This window comes from Serratia sp. A07, assembly GCF_058725505.1.
Map to the genome: position 1 here is coordinate 38474 of NZ_JBZXDO010000030.1, position 14100 is coordinate 52573.

General features: G+C 49.0%; 25 protein-coding genes and 2 pseudogenes. 16 read left to right on the top strand and 11 right to left on the bottom strand.

The genetic code is table 11. The features are described 5' to 3' along the window. Positions 1-29 precede the first annotated feature (29 nt). From AC4PR2_RS22240 to AC4PR2_RS22275, 8 genes are all read right to left on the bottom strand, one after another. Positions 30-593 (bottom strand): siphovirus Gp157 family protein, encoded by a 564-nt coding sequence (locus AC4PR2_RS22240; protein WP_492175466.1) that lies wholly within the window; start codon positions 591-593, stop codon positions 30-32. Continuing rightward, entirely contained in the window at positions 590-2659 is a 2070-nt protein-coding gene (locus AC4PR2_RS22245) for a RecE-related exodeoxyribonuclease (RefSeq protein ID WP_492175467.1), read from the bottom strand. The genes AC4PR2_RS22240 and AC4PR2_RS22245 overlap by 4 nt, the downstream gene beginning before the upstream one ends. Positions 2660-2776: 117 nt before the next feature. Further along, positions 2777-2980 (bottom strand): phage-associated endonuclease, encoded by a 204-nt coding sequence (locus AC4PR2_RS22250; protein ID WP_492175468.1) that lies wholly within the window; start codon positions 2978-2980, stop codon positions 2777-2779. Beyond that, complete coding sequence (locus AC4PR2_RS22255; protein ID WP_492175469.1) at positions 2973-3236, bottom strand: hypothetical protein; 264 nt, start codon at positions 3234-3236, stop codon at positions 2973-2975. The genes AC4PR2_RS22250 and AC4PR2_RS22255 overlap by 8 nt, the downstream gene beginning before the upstream one ends. 79 nt (positions 3237-3315) lie before the next feature. After that, the gene (locus AC4PR2_RS22260) at positions 3316-3648 is read right to left on the bottom strand and encodes a hypothetical protein (protein WP_492175470.1); all 333 of its coding nucleotides are present in this window, start codon (positions 3646-3648) and stop codon (positions 3316-3318) included. A gap of 221 nt (positions 3649-3869) precedes the next feature. After that, positions 3870-4064, bottom strand: a complete 195-nt coding sequence (locus AC4PR2_RS22265) for a hypothetical protein (protein WP_492175471.1) — start codon at positions 4062-4064, stop codon at positions 3870-3872. Between the two features lie 56 nt (positions 4065-4120). After that, the gene (locus AC4PR2_RS22270; RefSeq protein WP_492175472.1) at positions 4121-4402 is read right to left on the bottom strand and encodes a hypothetical protein; all 282 of its coding nucleotides are present in this window, start codon (positions 4400-4402) and stop codon (positions 4121-4123) included. A 207-nt stretch (positions 4403-4609) separates the two neighbouring features. Beyond that, positions 4610-5017 (bottom strand): helix-turn-helix domain-containing protein, encoded by a 408-nt coding sequence (locus AC4PR2_RS22275; RefSeq protein WP_492175473.1) that lies wholly within the window; start codon positions 5015-5017, stop codon positions 4610-4612. Between the two features lie 80 nt (positions 5018-5097). On the opposite strand from AC4PR2_RS22275, the gene AC4PR2_RS22280 reads away from it, so the two are divergent. Together AC4PR2_RS22280 and AC4PR2_RS22285 are read left to right on the top strand one after the other, a co-directional pair. Beyond that, a complete protein-coding gene (locus tag AC4PR2_RS22280) occupies positions 5098-5331 on the top strand; it encodes a Cro/CI family transcriptional regulator (protein WP_492175474.1) in 234 nt (77 codons plus the stop codon). Beyond that, positions 5309-5797: a toxin YdaT family protein gene (locus tag AC4PR2_RS22285; RefSeq protein ID WP_492175475.1), complete on the top strand. Its 489-nt coding sequence runs from the start codon at positions 5309-5311 to the stop codon at positions 5795-5797. The genes AC4PR2_RS22280 and AC4PR2_RS22285 overlap by 23 nt, the downstream gene beginning before the upstream one ends. A gap of 13 nt (positions 5798-5810) precedes the next feature. On the opposite strand, the gene AC4PR2_RS22290 is transcribed toward AC4PR2_RS22285, so the two are convergent. Further along, on the bottom strand, positions 5811-6026 hold the full coding sequence (locus AC4PR2_RS22290; RefSeq protein ID WP_492175476.1) for a hypothetical protein: 216 nt from the start codon (positions 6024-6026) through the stop codon (positions 5811-5813). 37 nt (positions 6027-6063) lie between these two features. Between AC4PR2_RS22290 and AC4PR2_RS22295 the strand changes: the two are divergent. From AC4PR2_RS22295 to AC4PR2_RS22360, 14 genes and pseudogenes are all read left to right on the top strand, one after another. Beyond that, positions 6064-6372: pseudogene (locus AC4PR2_RS22295) on the top strand (YdaU family protein); the annotation flags it as partial. 54 nt (positions 6373-6426) lie between these two features. Next, on the top strand, positions 6427-7215 hold the full coding sequence (locus tag AC4PR2_RS22300) for a DnaT-like ssDNA-binding domain-containing protein (protein WP_492175488.1): 789 nt from the start codon (positions 6427-6429) through the stop codon (positions 7213-7215). A 28-nt stretch (positions 7216-7243) separates the two neighbouring features. Beyond that, positions 7244-7702 (top strand): replication protein P, encoded by a 459-nt coding sequence (locus tag AC4PR2_RS22305; RefSeq protein WP_492175477.1) that lies wholly within the window; start codon positions 7244-7246, stop codon positions 7700-7702. A gap of 14 nt (positions 7703-7716) precedes the next feature. Beyond that, a complete protein-coding gene (locus AC4PR2_RS22310) occupies positions 7717-8097 on the top strand; it encodes a hypothetical protein (RefSeq protein WP_492175479.1) in 381 nt (126 codons plus the stop codon). Continuing rightward, positions 8094-8324 carry a hypothetical protein gene (locus tag AC4PR2_RS22315; RefSeq protein WP_492175480.1) on the top strand — a complete coding sequence of 77 codons (231 nt, stop codon included), beginning with the start codon at positions 8094-8096 and terminating at the stop codon, positions 8322-8324. Before AC4PR2_RS22310 ends, AC4PR2_RS22315 begins: the two co-directional genes overlap by 4 nt. Then, on the top strand, positions 8321-8950 hold the full coding sequence (locus AC4PR2_RS22320) for an HNH endonuclease (RefSeq protein ID WP_492175481.1): 630 nt from the start codon (positions 8321-8323) through the stop codon (positions 8948-8950). Before AC4PR2_RS22315 ends, AC4PR2_RS22320 begins: the two co-directional genes overlap by 4 nt. Then, positions 8940-9209 (top strand): hypothetical protein, encoded by a 270-nt coding sequence (locus tag AC4PR2_RS22325; protein ID WP_492175482.1) that lies wholly within the window; start codon positions 8940-8942, stop codon positions 9207-9209. The genes AC4PR2_RS22320 and AC4PR2_RS22325 overlap by 11 nt, the downstream gene beginning before the upstream one ends. Then, positions 9206-9922 carry an ead/Ea22-like family protein gene (locus AC4PR2_RS22330; RefSeq protein WP_492175483.1) on the top strand — a complete coding sequence of 239 codons (717 nt, stop codon included), beginning with the start codon at positions 9206-9208 and terminating at the stop codon, positions 9920-9922. The genes AC4PR2_RS22325 and AC4PR2_RS22330 overlap by 4 nt, the downstream gene beginning before the upstream one ends. A 274-nt stretch (positions 9923-10196) precedes the next feature. Further along, the gene (locus AC4PR2_RS22335) at positions 10197-11123 is read left to right on the top strand and encodes a hypothetical protein (RefSeq protein ID WP_492175484.1); all 927 of its coding nucleotides are present in this window, start codon (positions 10197-10199) and stop codon (positions 11121-11123) included. A gap of 184 nt (positions 11124-11307) precedes the next feature. Beyond that, positions 11308-11487, top strand: a complete 180-nt coding sequence (locus AC4PR2_RS22340; protein WP_447908158.1) for a Hok/Gef family protein — start codon at positions 11308-11310, stop codon at positions 11485-11487. 338 nt (positions 11488-11825) lie between these two features. Further along, positions 11826-12023 (top strand): hypothetical protein, encoded by a 198-nt coding sequence (locus tag AC4PR2_RS22345; protein WP_440530584.1) that lies wholly within the window; start codon positions 11826-11828, stop codon positions 12021-12023. Positions 12024-12080: 57 nt separating this feature from the next. Beyond that, positions 12081-12680, top strand: a complete 600-nt coding sequence (locus AC4PR2_RS22350; protein ID WP_492175485.1) for a DUF1367 family protein — start codon at positions 12081-12083, stop codon at positions 12678-12680. Then, the gene (locus tag AC4PR2_RS22355; RefSeq protein WP_492175486.1) at positions 12677-13330 is read left to right on the top strand and encodes a phage N-6-adenine-methyltransferase; all 654 of its coding nucleotides are present in this window, start codon (positions 12677-12679) and stop codon (positions 13328-13330) included. The genes AC4PR2_RS22350 and AC4PR2_RS22355 overlap by 4 nt, the downstream gene beginning before the upstream one ends. Then, complete coding sequence (locus tag AC4PR2_RS22360; RefSeq protein WP_492175487.1) at positions 13327-13623, top strand: DUF1364 domain-containing protein; 297 nt, start codon at positions 13327-13329, stop codon at positions 13621-13623. Before AC4PR2_RS22355 ends, AC4PR2_RS22360 begins: the two co-directional genes overlap by 4 nt. On the opposite strand, the gene AC4PR2_RS22365 is transcribed toward AC4PR2_RS22360, so the two are convergent. Together AC4PR2_RS22365 and AC4PR2_RS22370 are read right to left on the bottom strand one after the other, a co-directional pair. After that, positions 13566-13799 carry a hypothetical protein gene (locus AC4PR2_RS22365; protein ID WP_492175489.1) on the bottom strand — a complete coding sequence of 78 codons (234 nt, stop codon included), beginning with the start codon at positions 13797-13799 and terminating at the stop codon, positions 13566-13568. The two genes, AC4PR2_RS22360 and AC4PR2_RS22365, sit on opposite strands and share 58 nt — an antisense overlap. 139 nt (positions 13800-13938) lie before the next feature. Next, positions 13939-14100, bottom strand: a pseudogene (locus AC4PR2_RS22370) (IS91 family transposase); the annotation flags it as partial.

Consider the following 14100-nt stretch of genomic DNA (forward strand, 5'->3'; position numbering starts at 1 on the left):
GTAAGCGGTCATTTCTGACCGCATCTGGATTAGCGCACTTGAAGTGTTGTTGCGCCTATTTCCAAGTGTGCGCCCGGCACAGGGTTTAAAATTTCTGGTGGTGGCACTTCGCCTTTTTTCTTCATTTCCTCCACTGTTTTTAAAGCTTCCATAAGTACTTTTTTTATCTTGTCGTTCTGCACATCGTTAATGACTTCCGTATGCGACTCAACGAATCCATCTGGCAGCATATCAACGTCATCAATAACAAGGCTCGCGCTACCTTTTCGGGCAGTAAAGGTATTCAATGTTGTTTTAAATGTTGTGCGTTCTGAAAGTTGAAGGCACTCCAGCAGGTACTTTTTAAGTGCGAAAGACTGACGGTCCCAATGCTTTTTACGTTCAGCTATCCGAGCTGCTTCTTTTTTACAGGCATCTGCCTTGGCTTCGAAATCTCTAATAACACTCATGGTGGCATCAAATTTATCCTCCATCATCCCTTCAATGCCTTCGAGGGTATCGGCGATCATTTCAGGGGTAAGTTCCCCACCTTCAGCTGCGAGAGACTCCAGTTTGCTAATTTCTAAGGCTAAGTCGATTGTACGAGCGTTCATGCTGCTTTCTCCTGCAATTTAGTGAGGCATTCGGATTTAACTTCTTCGAGACGGCGCAAGCGGCCTTCAATGTATTTGGCGTATTCTGCGTCACCCCTTTCGCGAGCATCTTTTAGGTGAATGCCCATGACTCGAGTGAGCGATGAAGCAATGCCGGAAATTTCATTTGGTGTAACTGCCTCACGCATGCTTTTGGTGTTGGCTTTAAATTTCTCGTCCAGTTCTTTACGAATAAGTGTTACGTCCTCGGCCTTATCGCTGGCATTAATGAGGTCGAACCGGATGGCGTTCTCTTGCTTATATTCGGCCTGGTCATACAGTCCCAGCCACACATCAGCGGAGAAACCGAGCAGCGAGAGTGCTTTCTTGATGGCATCGGTGAGTGATTTTTTCTGCGCTTCGCCATCACAAGTAATTCCGCGCTGGGTTTTGTATAGGTATTTTGTTGCGCCATATGCTTCTACTTCGCCGCGCACATCACCTTCAATTGCGTACCAAAATTTAATTTTAATGCTGTGGTTTTGCTCTGTGATCAGTGTCCCGTCACCATCTCGCAATATGCGGTTGCCGATAAATTTTTTGTCTTCGTAGATCGCTTCGCTCATTGGTGCGCCGGGGATCATGCGATCTTCCATCACTTCAAACCCCCAACCGGTACCGACGGGCCCGAAGATTTCAGTGGCACGCATAATCATGTACTCAGCATTGATGCTCGTTCCGTCAAAACCAACACCAGCCAGGTCTTTTGTGTAGCGCGGATCGGTGCGCATGACGCTGCGCCAAATTTTAAGATTGTCCCGGCTCTCTCCGTCTTTCTCCGCGAGGTCTTTTTCCAGGTCGGAAGCGATAGATTGGAACGCGGGTGGTTCCGGTTGAGCGGGAAGCACTTCCGTTTTTTCATCCTCATTTGAGGAGGCTGCGCCTTTAGTTTGTTGCTGCTCGCCTGTTAGTTCTTCAACAGAATAGATTCCATTACGGCCGTTCTTTGCTAATTGCTGTTCGTCTCCGTTTTGACGCTGTGCCGGTGGACTGTCCTTCAGTGACTGGTATTCTTCTTTGGTGATCTCCTCACATCCCTGGGCGAGTACGAGATCCAGCTTCGCAAGCTTATTTGCGCGGCCAACTTGCCCATCAGCGGTACGGTAGTAAAACGGGCCGGTGCGTTCTACCTGTGATCCATCTTCCAGATTTTCCGGCGCAGCGTTCGCATCTGGTTGTTGTGCTCCCATTGTGCTGATCGCTGCCTGCTCATCTGCCAGTGCGCCAGCAGCGCTCGCCGAGTTCTGTTCGCTTTCTTCATTGTTATAAGTCTCACCAGTGATCCCACAAGCAACAGCAACGATGTGTGGGTCCGGGTTCGCGTGATCGGTTTCGGTCAGTGTTTTATTAATGTACTCGGTCAATTTCCCTGGTGTGGCCTCGATGTTGTCAGGCGCGGTTTTAACCGAGTAGATAATGATGGCGCGTGAGTAGTCCAGAATGCCCGGTGCGTTGCGGTATGCGCTGAACAGCGCGGGAAATGGGCGCTCTTTTAGTTTGATCATGTCGCGTGCACGGTTAATGTGCGCGCTACGCAAATTGTAGATATCGAAATCCATGGAACGTGCTATGCGGCCAAGGGCGATTTCAAGTGCGAGAGAATCGAAATCGTGCTTAAAACCTTCACCTCGGTCTGTCAGATTACCGCCGCCGGCAGTCGCGCCAGAGGGTACACGCAGCGTTTCATCGGCTGCGTTCTGCTGTGCACTCACAGTTTGCAATCCTGACGTGGAGGCTTCTTCTTTACGCTCGTCATTGCGCTTGCTCAGCCAACCGGCCAGAACCGCTTTTATCTCAGGCCACTTCTTGGTAGGAGGGCATTTCTCCCGGATATAATCGATCGCGTCTAAGATTCGCTCAGGGTACATTTTCGCAACTGCTGGCGTCTTTTTAATGGCGTCGGCAATATGACTGTCAAAGTTACTCGCTGCATCCTCTGGGGCTTCAAGTGCGCCGGAAAGTTGTTCATTGGTAATTTCGGTCGTGTGGTATTTCACCAAAACATCGATACTAAGTGACTCAGACAATTTACTGAAATCAACAAGACCGTTATCGGATTTTGATTCTGGATAACCCAGCTCGTCATTCCAGTTATTCTCATATAAGAAGCCTTCATCCCAAGTCTCGACCTCAGGGCAGGGGATTCATTCCTGCACAACGTAAATTTTTAAGTCGAACTCTGCATCGTCGGCATCAGGGAATTGCTCCATAAAATGAAGCGTTGCTTTGGCTCGGGCTTGTTTCTCGTTAGCTGCATAGAAGGAATATGCAACACGACGAGCGCCATTTTCTTCAGCTGTTTGTTCGCTGGGATACCAGCATGCTGTATATAATTGTTTGTCAGACATTGTCCTCTCCATTTTTTACGGATTCATAAGTCGAAATTAATTTCTTTACGGTGTCTTCTGGTAATACGTGATTGAGGCTTTCACTATCACAAACAGATAATTGCTCAATCATGTAAATGGCAAGATCCTCCGTGGTAAGATAACCTTCGGAAAGTAACTCCATGATCATCTTCTTCATTGCGCTAGGGGCTATACTTAATGTGACGTTCTCACCGTTAATGAGTGATAGTCTTTTAAATCCAAGCGTAATATCCAATTTAGAATCCTCATTTATCAGGTTAAGCACTGAAAGAATACTTATGCGGATAAATGGCCCCGTTTCCGGGGCGCAGAAATCAATTTACTGAGCGTGAGCTGTTCATTGCTGACTTCATAATTGCAGCCATAATCGCGCCTTCAAAAAGGGAACCACGTTTATTGCCCGCCTTAGCAAGTTCAACGCCTTCAACTGGGATTCCGGTATGTGCCGAGAAGAGGGATTTCGCCGCACAGGTAACACAGTCGACCTCAGGGCATTCACCAGCAGCAGTAAATGGGGTAACTGTTTCATCGTTAATTGCGATGTACCCAATGGTATTACCCGCAATGCTGATTTGGCGGACTTCACGATCTGCCATTTTGATAACAACATCAGATTTAAACTCAACTGCAAAATTTAATGATTCCATGATTAGCTCCAGAATGAATTTAGATTGTGATAATCCCTACCGGGTTATCGGTATTTAAAAAGGTATCTAATTACAACTATAAATCGCGGTCGGTATTACACCCGCAAACATCAATTTGAATCATAAAGGGGATAACTAATCCCATAGCGACTACTGAAACAACAACGAAAAATAAAAAAGAAATTAATAATAGGGTTTCTGTGCTCATGCCATTCAAATTATTAGTGAATTAGTGGTTGGCCTCGTGAGTCGAGACATATTTCAACTAGATAGTCTGAAATCCGTTTTGATTCTGTCAGGTTGAATAAATATAACTTCCCGCGAGTATTTGCTGATGCTCGCCACGTCTTTCCCTGATGCTTCACTAACATGCCAGGAAGGACGCATTGGCGAATTACTTCTTGTGTTCCATACATGATATTTCCTCCAAAATAATGTTCTTATTTGTGATCCCCGCAGGACACGACGGGGGTTAGTTGATTAGATGGCGGTTTATACCGATGAAATCGACCATTTCGCGCAGTTTCTTCTCGTTAGGAATCAGCGCTGGCAGTTCTTCCTTTAGTTCATGCGGCAGATAAACATTCGCTCTCCATTGCAGTCCCGCACCTGTCAACGTGTAACTGAACAGCCATTCCATATCGTTTTGGGATTCCCAGACGCAGAGGCAATGCTCGCTATCAAGTTTTCCCACGGTCAGCGTGAGCCCGCGTTTCTGCGCCATGTTGAAGGTGGTTTTTGTAATGTCGAACATCGCGTAACCCTCTGTTGTGTGCTTTGCCTTTGTCGCCAGGCTGGCGGAACTTGTTACCTGAGAAATCACTGTGTGGTTTCGATGGATTGAATTTAGTTTTCTCAACAGAAAAAATCAACAGTTTTTATTGAGAAAACTCAATTTTAATGGCGTGCGTTAGCTAATGGATTGAAATTAATGGTTTTATTTTTTAGACGGTAGGAGAGGTTAGTTCTGGGAACTACGTTTACGAGCTTCTAAAAGCTCATTGAACAAACGATTGAAATTTTCAACTCGTGCTTTTAACTCGTTACGTTGAGAAATTTGCTCAGATTCCGGTAAGGATCTGTAGAGCTGTAAAAGCTCCTGCTCATCTGCCGTAAGTTGTGCTTGCTTATCATAGGGGCGGGCCTCTCCAGGTGTTTTATCTTCATCACCAAAGAGAATCCAGGTCGGAGAACATTGCAGTGCTTTTGCTAGTTTGTGCAAATTTCCGCCACGAGGCGCGGTGTTGTCACCTTCCCATAGCGAAATTGATGAATACGAGACACCAGCGGCTTTGCTCAGCTCCCGCTGATTCATACCGATTTGTTTGCGTCTTTGACGGATTCTTTGGCCTAGCGTTATCTCACTCATATTTAGTTATCTTAAATACTCTTGACTTGAGATTCCTCATCTAACTATTATTGAGAAATCTCAATTTTGTCGGAGGGAGTATGTTGAAGTCAGATGCAATAAATTTTTTTGGTAATAAATCTAAAGTAGCTCTTGCTGCTGGTGTTGATCCTTCTGCTGTTTCTCAGTGGGGGGAGCTGGTTCCCGAGGGGCGAACCGCGCGGCTTGTTGAAGCGTCCGGCGGGGTGTTGGTGTATGACTCAGCTGTTTATGACGCACATCGTAAAGCAAAGCGATCAGGGGAACTGAATCATGAAAATCAGTCCTCCGATTGAGTCAGTAGCAGCTGAACTGGAAGCCTGGGCCCTTGTGGATGGCTGGAAAACCGTTGGGCTAGCAGTGGCGAAACAGTATCACGCTGCTGGAGGTGGTGAGATTCTTCCAGCCGTTGATACAGGTAAGGGGTTGGGTAACGCCATTCAGCGCATAAAGAGGATCTTTCGCGGTTATGACGGCCCTAGGTACGCGCCTCAAGCTGAAAAACTTCGGTCAGCGGTACTGGCTGCTTTACCTACGGAGAGACGCGCACGTATCGAAGCCCCAAACGATCCTGTGCTGTTGGCTGCTGTCGCCGCAAAAGAGGGCATTGCAGCTGTCAATGCGGTGAATCTAGGTGCCGCCCCGGCTGCTGCACTTAAAGAAATCAATGAAGCTATATCCGCGTTCATTGCAATCAAATCAGCTATTGAACTGCTTTGTTGCGCCGAAACGCGGGAAATATACCGGGGAAGTTATGCGTAAAACTGAAAGCCGCTTAGGGTTTCTCAGTGGTGGCGTATTCGTAAGCCTCTTGAAGGGCGCTAATCAGACCGGGGATATATTCTACCGGGATAACGATTTCTTGGAAAATCTCCAGCTGTGGGTCGGAAACATTAGGGCATTCGTCAACGCTAATAGTGACAACTTCCTCTTGTTTTTCGTATTTCACTGCGACTTCTGGGCGATGAGGTATTGCTATAAAAGTGCTCATACTTTATCCAATTGTTTGTTAAATACAAGGGCTCATTATGGCTGCATTGCCCTACATGCAATTATACATTGCTGATTATCTAGCAGATACCATGCATCTGTCTACTGAAGAGCATGGGGCGTATTTGTTGCTGATGTTTAACTATTGGCAGACGGGAAGGCCGATACCCAAAAACCGCCTGGCTAAGATCGCACGGGTTTCAAAGGAAAGATGGCCGGAGATTGCAGAGGTTCTCTCGGAGTTTTTTGAGTGTACTGATGAAAGTTGGGTACACCTCAGAATTGAGCGCGATATGGAGAACGTTACTTCATCCCCGAAAGGAAAGAAATTTTCTGGTAGCGATTCTTCAGGGGACTATAAAGGGAAGATTTACTTTATCACTAGCAAGGATTTGGATGTAGTGAAAATAGGCTACTCAAAAAATCCTTGGGCGAGACTTAGCGAACTACGTAGTAGCTACGGTAGCTCTCTGGGCGTAGTAGCTACGATAAATCTCGTAGGTAAACCGAAAATTTCCGTAGCTACGATACTTTCAGACCACGAAAAAGAAAATAGTTGGTTTGTTAAAAATGAATGTATTAATTCGCTAATTCTAGCTGTTGTAGCGGGGGAGGTAACTACTGTAGATGATATCTCCAACTATGTAGATAGCTATCGTAGTAACTACGATCGATACGGTAGTGCGAATACTGTAGTAGCTACGACAGCTACAAATATAGATCCAGATAAAGATATAGATCTAAAAGATAAAACCCCACACAACGCGCAGGCGCGCGAAGGGGAGTTTTCGCCTGATGGTCAGCCATTCCAGATATTTGACGGTTGGTCGCCAACGGGATTATCGCAGCAGGAATACACCCCGGAAGAGCTGGAAGATTTTGTTTTGTTCTGGAGTGCCGGAGGGCAGGTATTTAATCAGGCCCAGTGGGAACAGAAATTTGCTCGGAGTGTTCAACGCTACCGAAAACACACAAAAACCAAAAAATCAGGAGGTTTACATGCAAAACAAAACACCGCGAATGCTAACGCCTTCGAGCAGGTACGGGCCCGGCACAACGAGTGGCGGGTTAGCCAAGGCTTGGCTCCTTTGGGAGACGATGGTGGGGATATACGCCAACCGCTGGGTGAGCAAGAACGGGGCAGCACCATCCACGATCTGGGGCCAGACGATTTCGAAATTCTCGGATGACCAATTGGCCTACGCCGCGCGACGGTGCATGGAGCGATGCAGCGCCGGTAACCACTGGCCGCCTGACCTTGCGGAATTTACCGCGATCGTTGGCGAGTGTACGGCCAACCCGTTCGGCCTGACGGCGGACGACGTCATGGCTGAGTACCATCGCTGGCGTAACGAATCTTGGCGTTTCGACAGTGCAGAAAGTTTCGACTGGCGCCACCCTGTGCTGTTCCAGATTTGCCCGGAGCTCCGCCGTGCTGGCGTTGGGCGCAAGCTGGGACATAACGAACTTGCTGCATTGGCCGGCCGGTTGCTGGCGAAGTGGGCAAAGCAAGTGGAAATGGGCTTCTCCATACCGCCAGTGCGAAAAACAAAAGAGCTGGACAACAGGCCACCGGGCGACGCACAAGTCGCTGACACGGACGGGCGCTATCAGCGTAAGGGCATGGAAATGTTGGCGCGGATCCGCGCTGGCATGAGTAACAACAAAGTGAAATAGCCGAGGCATGACAAATGACCAGAGTTACAGCAAAGCAGCTTGTGGAGCTTATTCAGGGCAAAGAACTGAGCACCACTGAAATTTTCGCAGCGGTCAAGGCTGCACATCCTACCAACACAATGACGCGGCAAGAGCTGGTGATTCGGTTGCGGTCGATGATCATATCGCCGGATGTAGAAATCACCAAACGCGGGCGGGGGCCGACGGCGCGGTACAAGCTGATCAGCGCAACCGAAAAATTCATCGAACGGGCCGAGGTGAATTACCACGCGAGCACCGAAACCGGTATACGGGATAAAACCCTGTGGCATTTCAATTCACTTGAGTTGCAGTTCTGCCGCATCCACAAGATGTTTGATCAGGCGCTGGCTGACGTATGTGGGAGGACTGCATGAAAAACTCACTCGCTGACTTGGTGAACCACCAATTCATGATGCTCGAAAGGTTGGGCGACTTATCGCTAAAGGGTGAAGAGCTGGCGGAAGAGATCACTCGTGCCAAGGCAGTATCGGAAGTGGCTGGCACTATGATCCAGACCTACCGTATCGCACTGGACGCGCAGAAGGCTGTTTATGACGGTTATGCTGGCCGGGTTCCGAAAGTGTTGGGGATCGAAGAATGAGGAAATTCACCGACATGCAAATATTATGGCTGAAAGAAAATTGTAGCGGGAATACATATCGTGAAATAACCGAGGCATTAAATCATAAATTTGGGTGTAACTTCGAAACTGTATCGGTACTGCATAAAATTAAAGCGCTAGGCTTAGGGAATACGATGGTGTTAGAACGACGCTACACCGAAGTACAATTAAGTTTTATGTATTCTAATAAGCACTTAACCTATGCTGAAATAACTGAGCGGTTTAATAGGCATTTCGAGGAGAGCAAAAACGTTGCCTCAATCAGGACAGCAATGAAGGTTCGGGGGTGGGGTAAATTCGGCACACCTCCAACCAAGAATCGCCGCATCCTCATAGACAAAAAATTAGTGCGTTTAGACGTTTATGTCTGGGAATGTGTTAATGGGCCTCTGCCGCCAGGGTATACGGTTATTCATCTAGATAACGATGACGACAATAACCAAATCGACAATTTAAAGCTTGCCCCCCTGACAACCAAAGCGGCTTTTGTGAGAGCAGGGTACGCCGATGCACCGAAAGCACTGGCTCCTGGATTATACGCGCAAACCATGCTTAAGAACGCCATACGAAGAATAGAGGGACGGGAGGGGAATCGTGGAAAATAAGCTGAGTCAGCCAGTGGCGTATGTATTCGACCATGGCGTTATGGGACCGGGTGATTTTTCATATGGTACGCCGCAAATGCATTCCACTGCGAAAGATGAAAATGCAAGTCCGCTTTACTCGAAAAAATACGTGTCCACTTTGCTTGATGAATTGAAATCTTCTCAGGCAATTGCAAATGAGTACCGGGAATTAATCCATCACATGGACGCCGGTGGCGACTTCTACGAGTTTCAGCGTGATAAGGCAGGTAAAAAATGAAAATGGATAAATTCAGCGAACTGAAAGCGGCTGCAATGGCCGCAACTCCTGGGCCGTGGGGCATTAACCGCGCAGGCAATAAGATTGTCAGCAACCAGTCCCATCCCGTGGCAACGGTATCTGATGCATTTCACCGGCAATTAGCCAGCGGTGGTGTTGGTAAGGATGCGGAATTCATCGCTGCTGCAAACCCTGCTGCCGTTCTCGAATTACTTGCTGAACGTGATGCTGACAAAAAGCGCATTGCTGAGTTGGAACACGAGAAAGGTAATCGAGGAGAGGGATGGCGTCCGGACACTGACCCTATTACCGGTAGTAAGTTCTTCATGTGGATTGCACACCCTGACAAGGGGATGGTGCCAACTTACGGCGGCCCATATGACAGCTACACGCTGGCAGAGCGTGACAAGGACGGTAGTTACTGGGTTGAGCGGTACGACCACGACAATGGGTGTTGGCGCGGTCAAGACATGGGTATTGAGGATTGCGGGGTTCAGGTTGTCGATGACCAGTTGTATGTCAGTGAGGAAGACCCTGATGATTTGAAGGCGGAAATTTGTGAACTCCGCGAAAAGCTGGCTGTGCAGGTGCGGTTGCCTGAACTTAACGAACTGGAAGCAAACACCGAGCCATGTGCGATTTGCGGCAAAGTATCTAGCCATCCAGAGGGATGGCACTACTGCAACCGGAAGAACACCGAAGGTGACGCATGACAATAACGGCCAAGTCGAGGCTCTGGTTTTGTAGAGGGTGGTGGTACTGCGGTCGTCCTGGTGAGAAAGATAGCGTCAATTTTGGCGTGAGCGCAACGCCTGCCGGCGCATGGCGTAAATGGTTCGAGTACACCAGGTACAAAGCCGCGCAACTGATAATTGACGCCGAGCTAACACCGCCAGCGAGATTATGGCATTGCTCGGAGCTGGGGCGCTACTGTGCGGGGATTATCGCGCATGACCGATATTTGATAAAGATTGATGGAGGTAAACCATGACACGGACACTAACGACCGAGCAGTTGAGAGCAGAAATGATTGAGAAAATCGCTGTGGCGTCTGGGCTGCGGGCTCGAGACGGCAGAAATGTCGTAGCTGAGGCGATTTACGATGAAGTTGTCGCACCATTGCTGGCTAACTGGGAGGCGCAGCCAGTGCAGGTTACCGATGGGATGGCGCTTGATTTTCACCGCGCGCTGACTGATAGCGACATTGGTAAAGATGACCTGGAAGAAATAAAAATCGGGCTGAGGGCTGCGCTATGCAATGTCAACGCCCTGCTAACACCGCGTGATGCGCAGCCGGTGGGGGTGATGAATATCGGCAGCGAAACCTGTTCTGACTACCTCGTCGCGTGGACAAAGGCCGGTGCGCAACTTGGCAAAGGGGTTCACTGGCTCTACACCGCCCCGCCAACACCGCGTGATGCGCAGCCGGTGGCCTGGAGCTATGAGTGGGCCTCATGCATCACCTGCGAAGGCCCGCAGAATTTTAAACCCGTTATTGAGCGCGAGGCTCCGCCGCAATGGGCAATTGACGAGGGGCAGGCTAGGAGTGTTACCCCGCTCTACATCGCCCCGCCAGCGCCAGCTTTCCCGGAAAGGTTGCCATGCCCTGTACGCCTCATGCCTGGCCTACTTTTTGGAAAAGGCGTGCCTACTGAAAGCATGCTGGATGCTCTCAAGAGACGAGAAGAGTATGAGGCCGAACTGGAGGCTATGACGCCGGCGCAAAGGGGTGAAAATGATGCGCGATTGGAAAAATTGAAAGCGTTAATTCCCCAGCCAGCGCCAGCAGCGGCGGGGGAATTACTTGAGGTTATGGAGGAAGTTATCCGCATTTCCGATCGCGACCACGAAGCTTGGGACAAAGCAAAAGCCGCAATCAGCGCCTGCCGCGCCGCAATGCTAAATGCACCATAATGATTGGTGGCGAGGAATAACGCTAAATATCTGGGATCTAGGGTGAAGTGGGGTATACTCACGCCGGGTGCTTGAGACTATCTGTCTCGAGCATTTGCGAAAGACAGATAGAGAAAAGCCCCGAGTGATTTTTCAATCAACCCGAGGCCCTCTATGCGTCAACAACATAAAGGTAGCCTCTTGCATGCCGAAAGGCAAGGAGAAGAAGGCTATGGAGCCACAAAAACTGGCGTTAATGGCGCTAATTGTTGTCAGTATAGCCCTGTTAGGGGCGCTGCTGCTCAACAAAAATAACCTCTGCGATGTTAGCTTCCGAAGCGGCGGAACGGAGATTGTGGCTCACATGGCTTACGAAACCAAGTAAGAGCTACGGCGGGGAGTGATCCCCGCCACTCTTTGTTGTTGAGCCTGGGCTCTCAAGCACCCATTCATTCCTATCACTGAACATTCCCGCTCACCAGTACAACATTGCCCTGGCTATCATGGCAAAGAGCGAAAATTGATCAACCAATTGAATTTTATCGGTTTGATCAAATATCCAAGAATCGATACTGGTGAAATTAACTGTGATTATATACAGTGTTTGTATGCTTCACATCTCAACTCCGCCCCACGCTGTTTGAGATTGTCTGGGGTGTCGGCTTAACTATCGGAATACGCGAAGTAAAGTGACGGACTCCATAGAACATGCAGGAGACAGTGATGATCATACCCGACCACTTAATTCGCGGCTTGAATAACAGCACAAGACCAGTAGTGCTTTACAGGAATGAGGCAGGCGATTTTATTTATGGTTTTGTCATGCGACCTGATGAATTTGTAACCAGCTTAAAGCAAATGGGCGAAGCGCGAAAAATGGCGGGGCTACCGACTGTTGATGACGCTGGTAATCCGCTATAATCTATAGACAGGCCTGAACAGCCTACTGAGAAGTCACTGTGCCACCGGAGTATTCAGATGGCACAGATCCAGCTACAAAAAATTGGTCCTGCGATCCTGACCCCGGCAACCCCCGAGGCCAGCGAATTCGTGCAGCGTATTAAACTCGGTGAATGGATACACGCCGATTTTAAACGCGTTCGTAACTATCTATTCCACAAACGTTTTTTCAAACTCTTACAGCTTGGTTTTGACTATTGGACACCGACTGGCGGGGCAATCCTCCCAGAAGAGCGCAAGCTGGTAAATGGCTTCGTAGATTATCTTTGCCAGCAGGTTGGCCAGCAACATAACGTTGCGCTTGCAGATGCTGCCGAGTTGTACCTGGCGGACGCTGCGCATACTCGCACTGGTGACTTAGTTCTACTGAAATCGTTCGATGCATACCGTGAGTGGGTAACCATTCAGGCAGGATATTACTCCGAACACGTCTATCCCGATGGCAGCCGCAACCGGCGCGCTAAATCGATCTCATTTGCAAACATGGATGAAATCGAGTTCCAGCAGCTTTATAAATCCGCGCTGAATGTTTTGTGGAACCACATCCTGTTTCGTTCATTTACGTCCCAATCCGAAGTTGAGAATGTAGCTGCGCAGCTGCTGGAGTTCGCAGCATGAGCCAAAATCCATATTGCCAGGCACTGGCAGAGCTAAAGAATCGCCATTCGCACATGCTTAGGGAAGTCGGTGATCAATGGCGAACACCGGATGACCTTTGGTGGGGAATTAATGCGAAATTCGGTCCGTTCTCGCTGGATCTGTTTGCTGACGACCACAATGCTAAATGCGAGTCGTATTACACCGCTGAAGATAACGCACTGGTTCAAGATTGGTCGGTTCGACTGGCAGAACTCGGCGGAGCTGCTTACGCCAATCCTCCTTATAGTCGCGCACAGCAGTATGAAAACCAATTTATCACCGGGATGACCCATATCCTGCAACACACTCTTGCCATGAGAGCGTGCGGTGGCCGTTATGTTTTCCTCATCAAAGTCGCAACGAGCGAAAGCTGGTGGCCGGAGAACGCCGATCACATCGCGTTTATTCGTGGCCGTATCGGCTTCGATCTCCCAGATTGGTTTGTGCCGGCAGACGATAAGCAAAAACCGACAGGTGCTTTCTTCGCGGGTGCAATTGTGGTGTTCGATAAATCGTGGACTGGACCTGCGGTCAGTTATATCAGCCGAGAAGAACTGGAGGCTATGGGGCAAATGTTCCTGTCGCAGGTCCGACGCGCAGCGATGAAGTTGGTCGGGGTGGCAGTATGAGGCGTTCCGTTAATCTCCGAAAAGAGGCGCGTGGCCGCGAATGCCAGATGAGGATCCCTGGTATCTGTAATTTCAACCCGGAAACTACTGTACTGGCTCATTACCGGCTTGCTGGCACGTGTGGCACAGGATGTAAACCTGATGACGAACAGGGAGCGTGGGGCTGTGATGCCTGTCATTCCGCTGTCGATGGACGCATAAAAACACCTTATTCCCGCGATGAGCTTCGCTTATTTCACGCCGAAGCTGTTTTCCGCACGCAATCAATTCTCAGAAGTGAAGGCAAGCTATGAGCACTGAAACAGAAACTGAACTGCTGAATGTCGTGGCATTCCCGGCGAAAGAAGGTATGGAAAAAAGCGATCTGCAATTTTTGCCTGAGGGTGAAAAAGCCCGGTGCTTTCACCCCGGCGTCTTTGTTAAGGAGTTTGAACGACAGGTTCGTTGCCGCCGGTGTGATTCCGTTCATGGTTAGGAAACTCAATCGCCCCTTTTTGAGTTTCCTAACCATGAATTCAGGAAAAGGATCTCTCCATATAGTGAGGGTTGTCGCAGGGTAATGCGGAAAAATGCCGGTTTTGCCGTGTTTTTAAGCTAAAAACCATTTTTCAGGCGCACTTATCCAGAGACGGGGTCTGAAGCCATCGTTTTTTAGCCATCCGCTGCAGTCTGTCAGAGAGCATTTTTGTGGCGTGCTCGCCCGCCATGGCGCCGGCAAAACGCAACCGGCCTTTGCAAAGAATGCACTGATACGGATCTGTGCCCAGGAA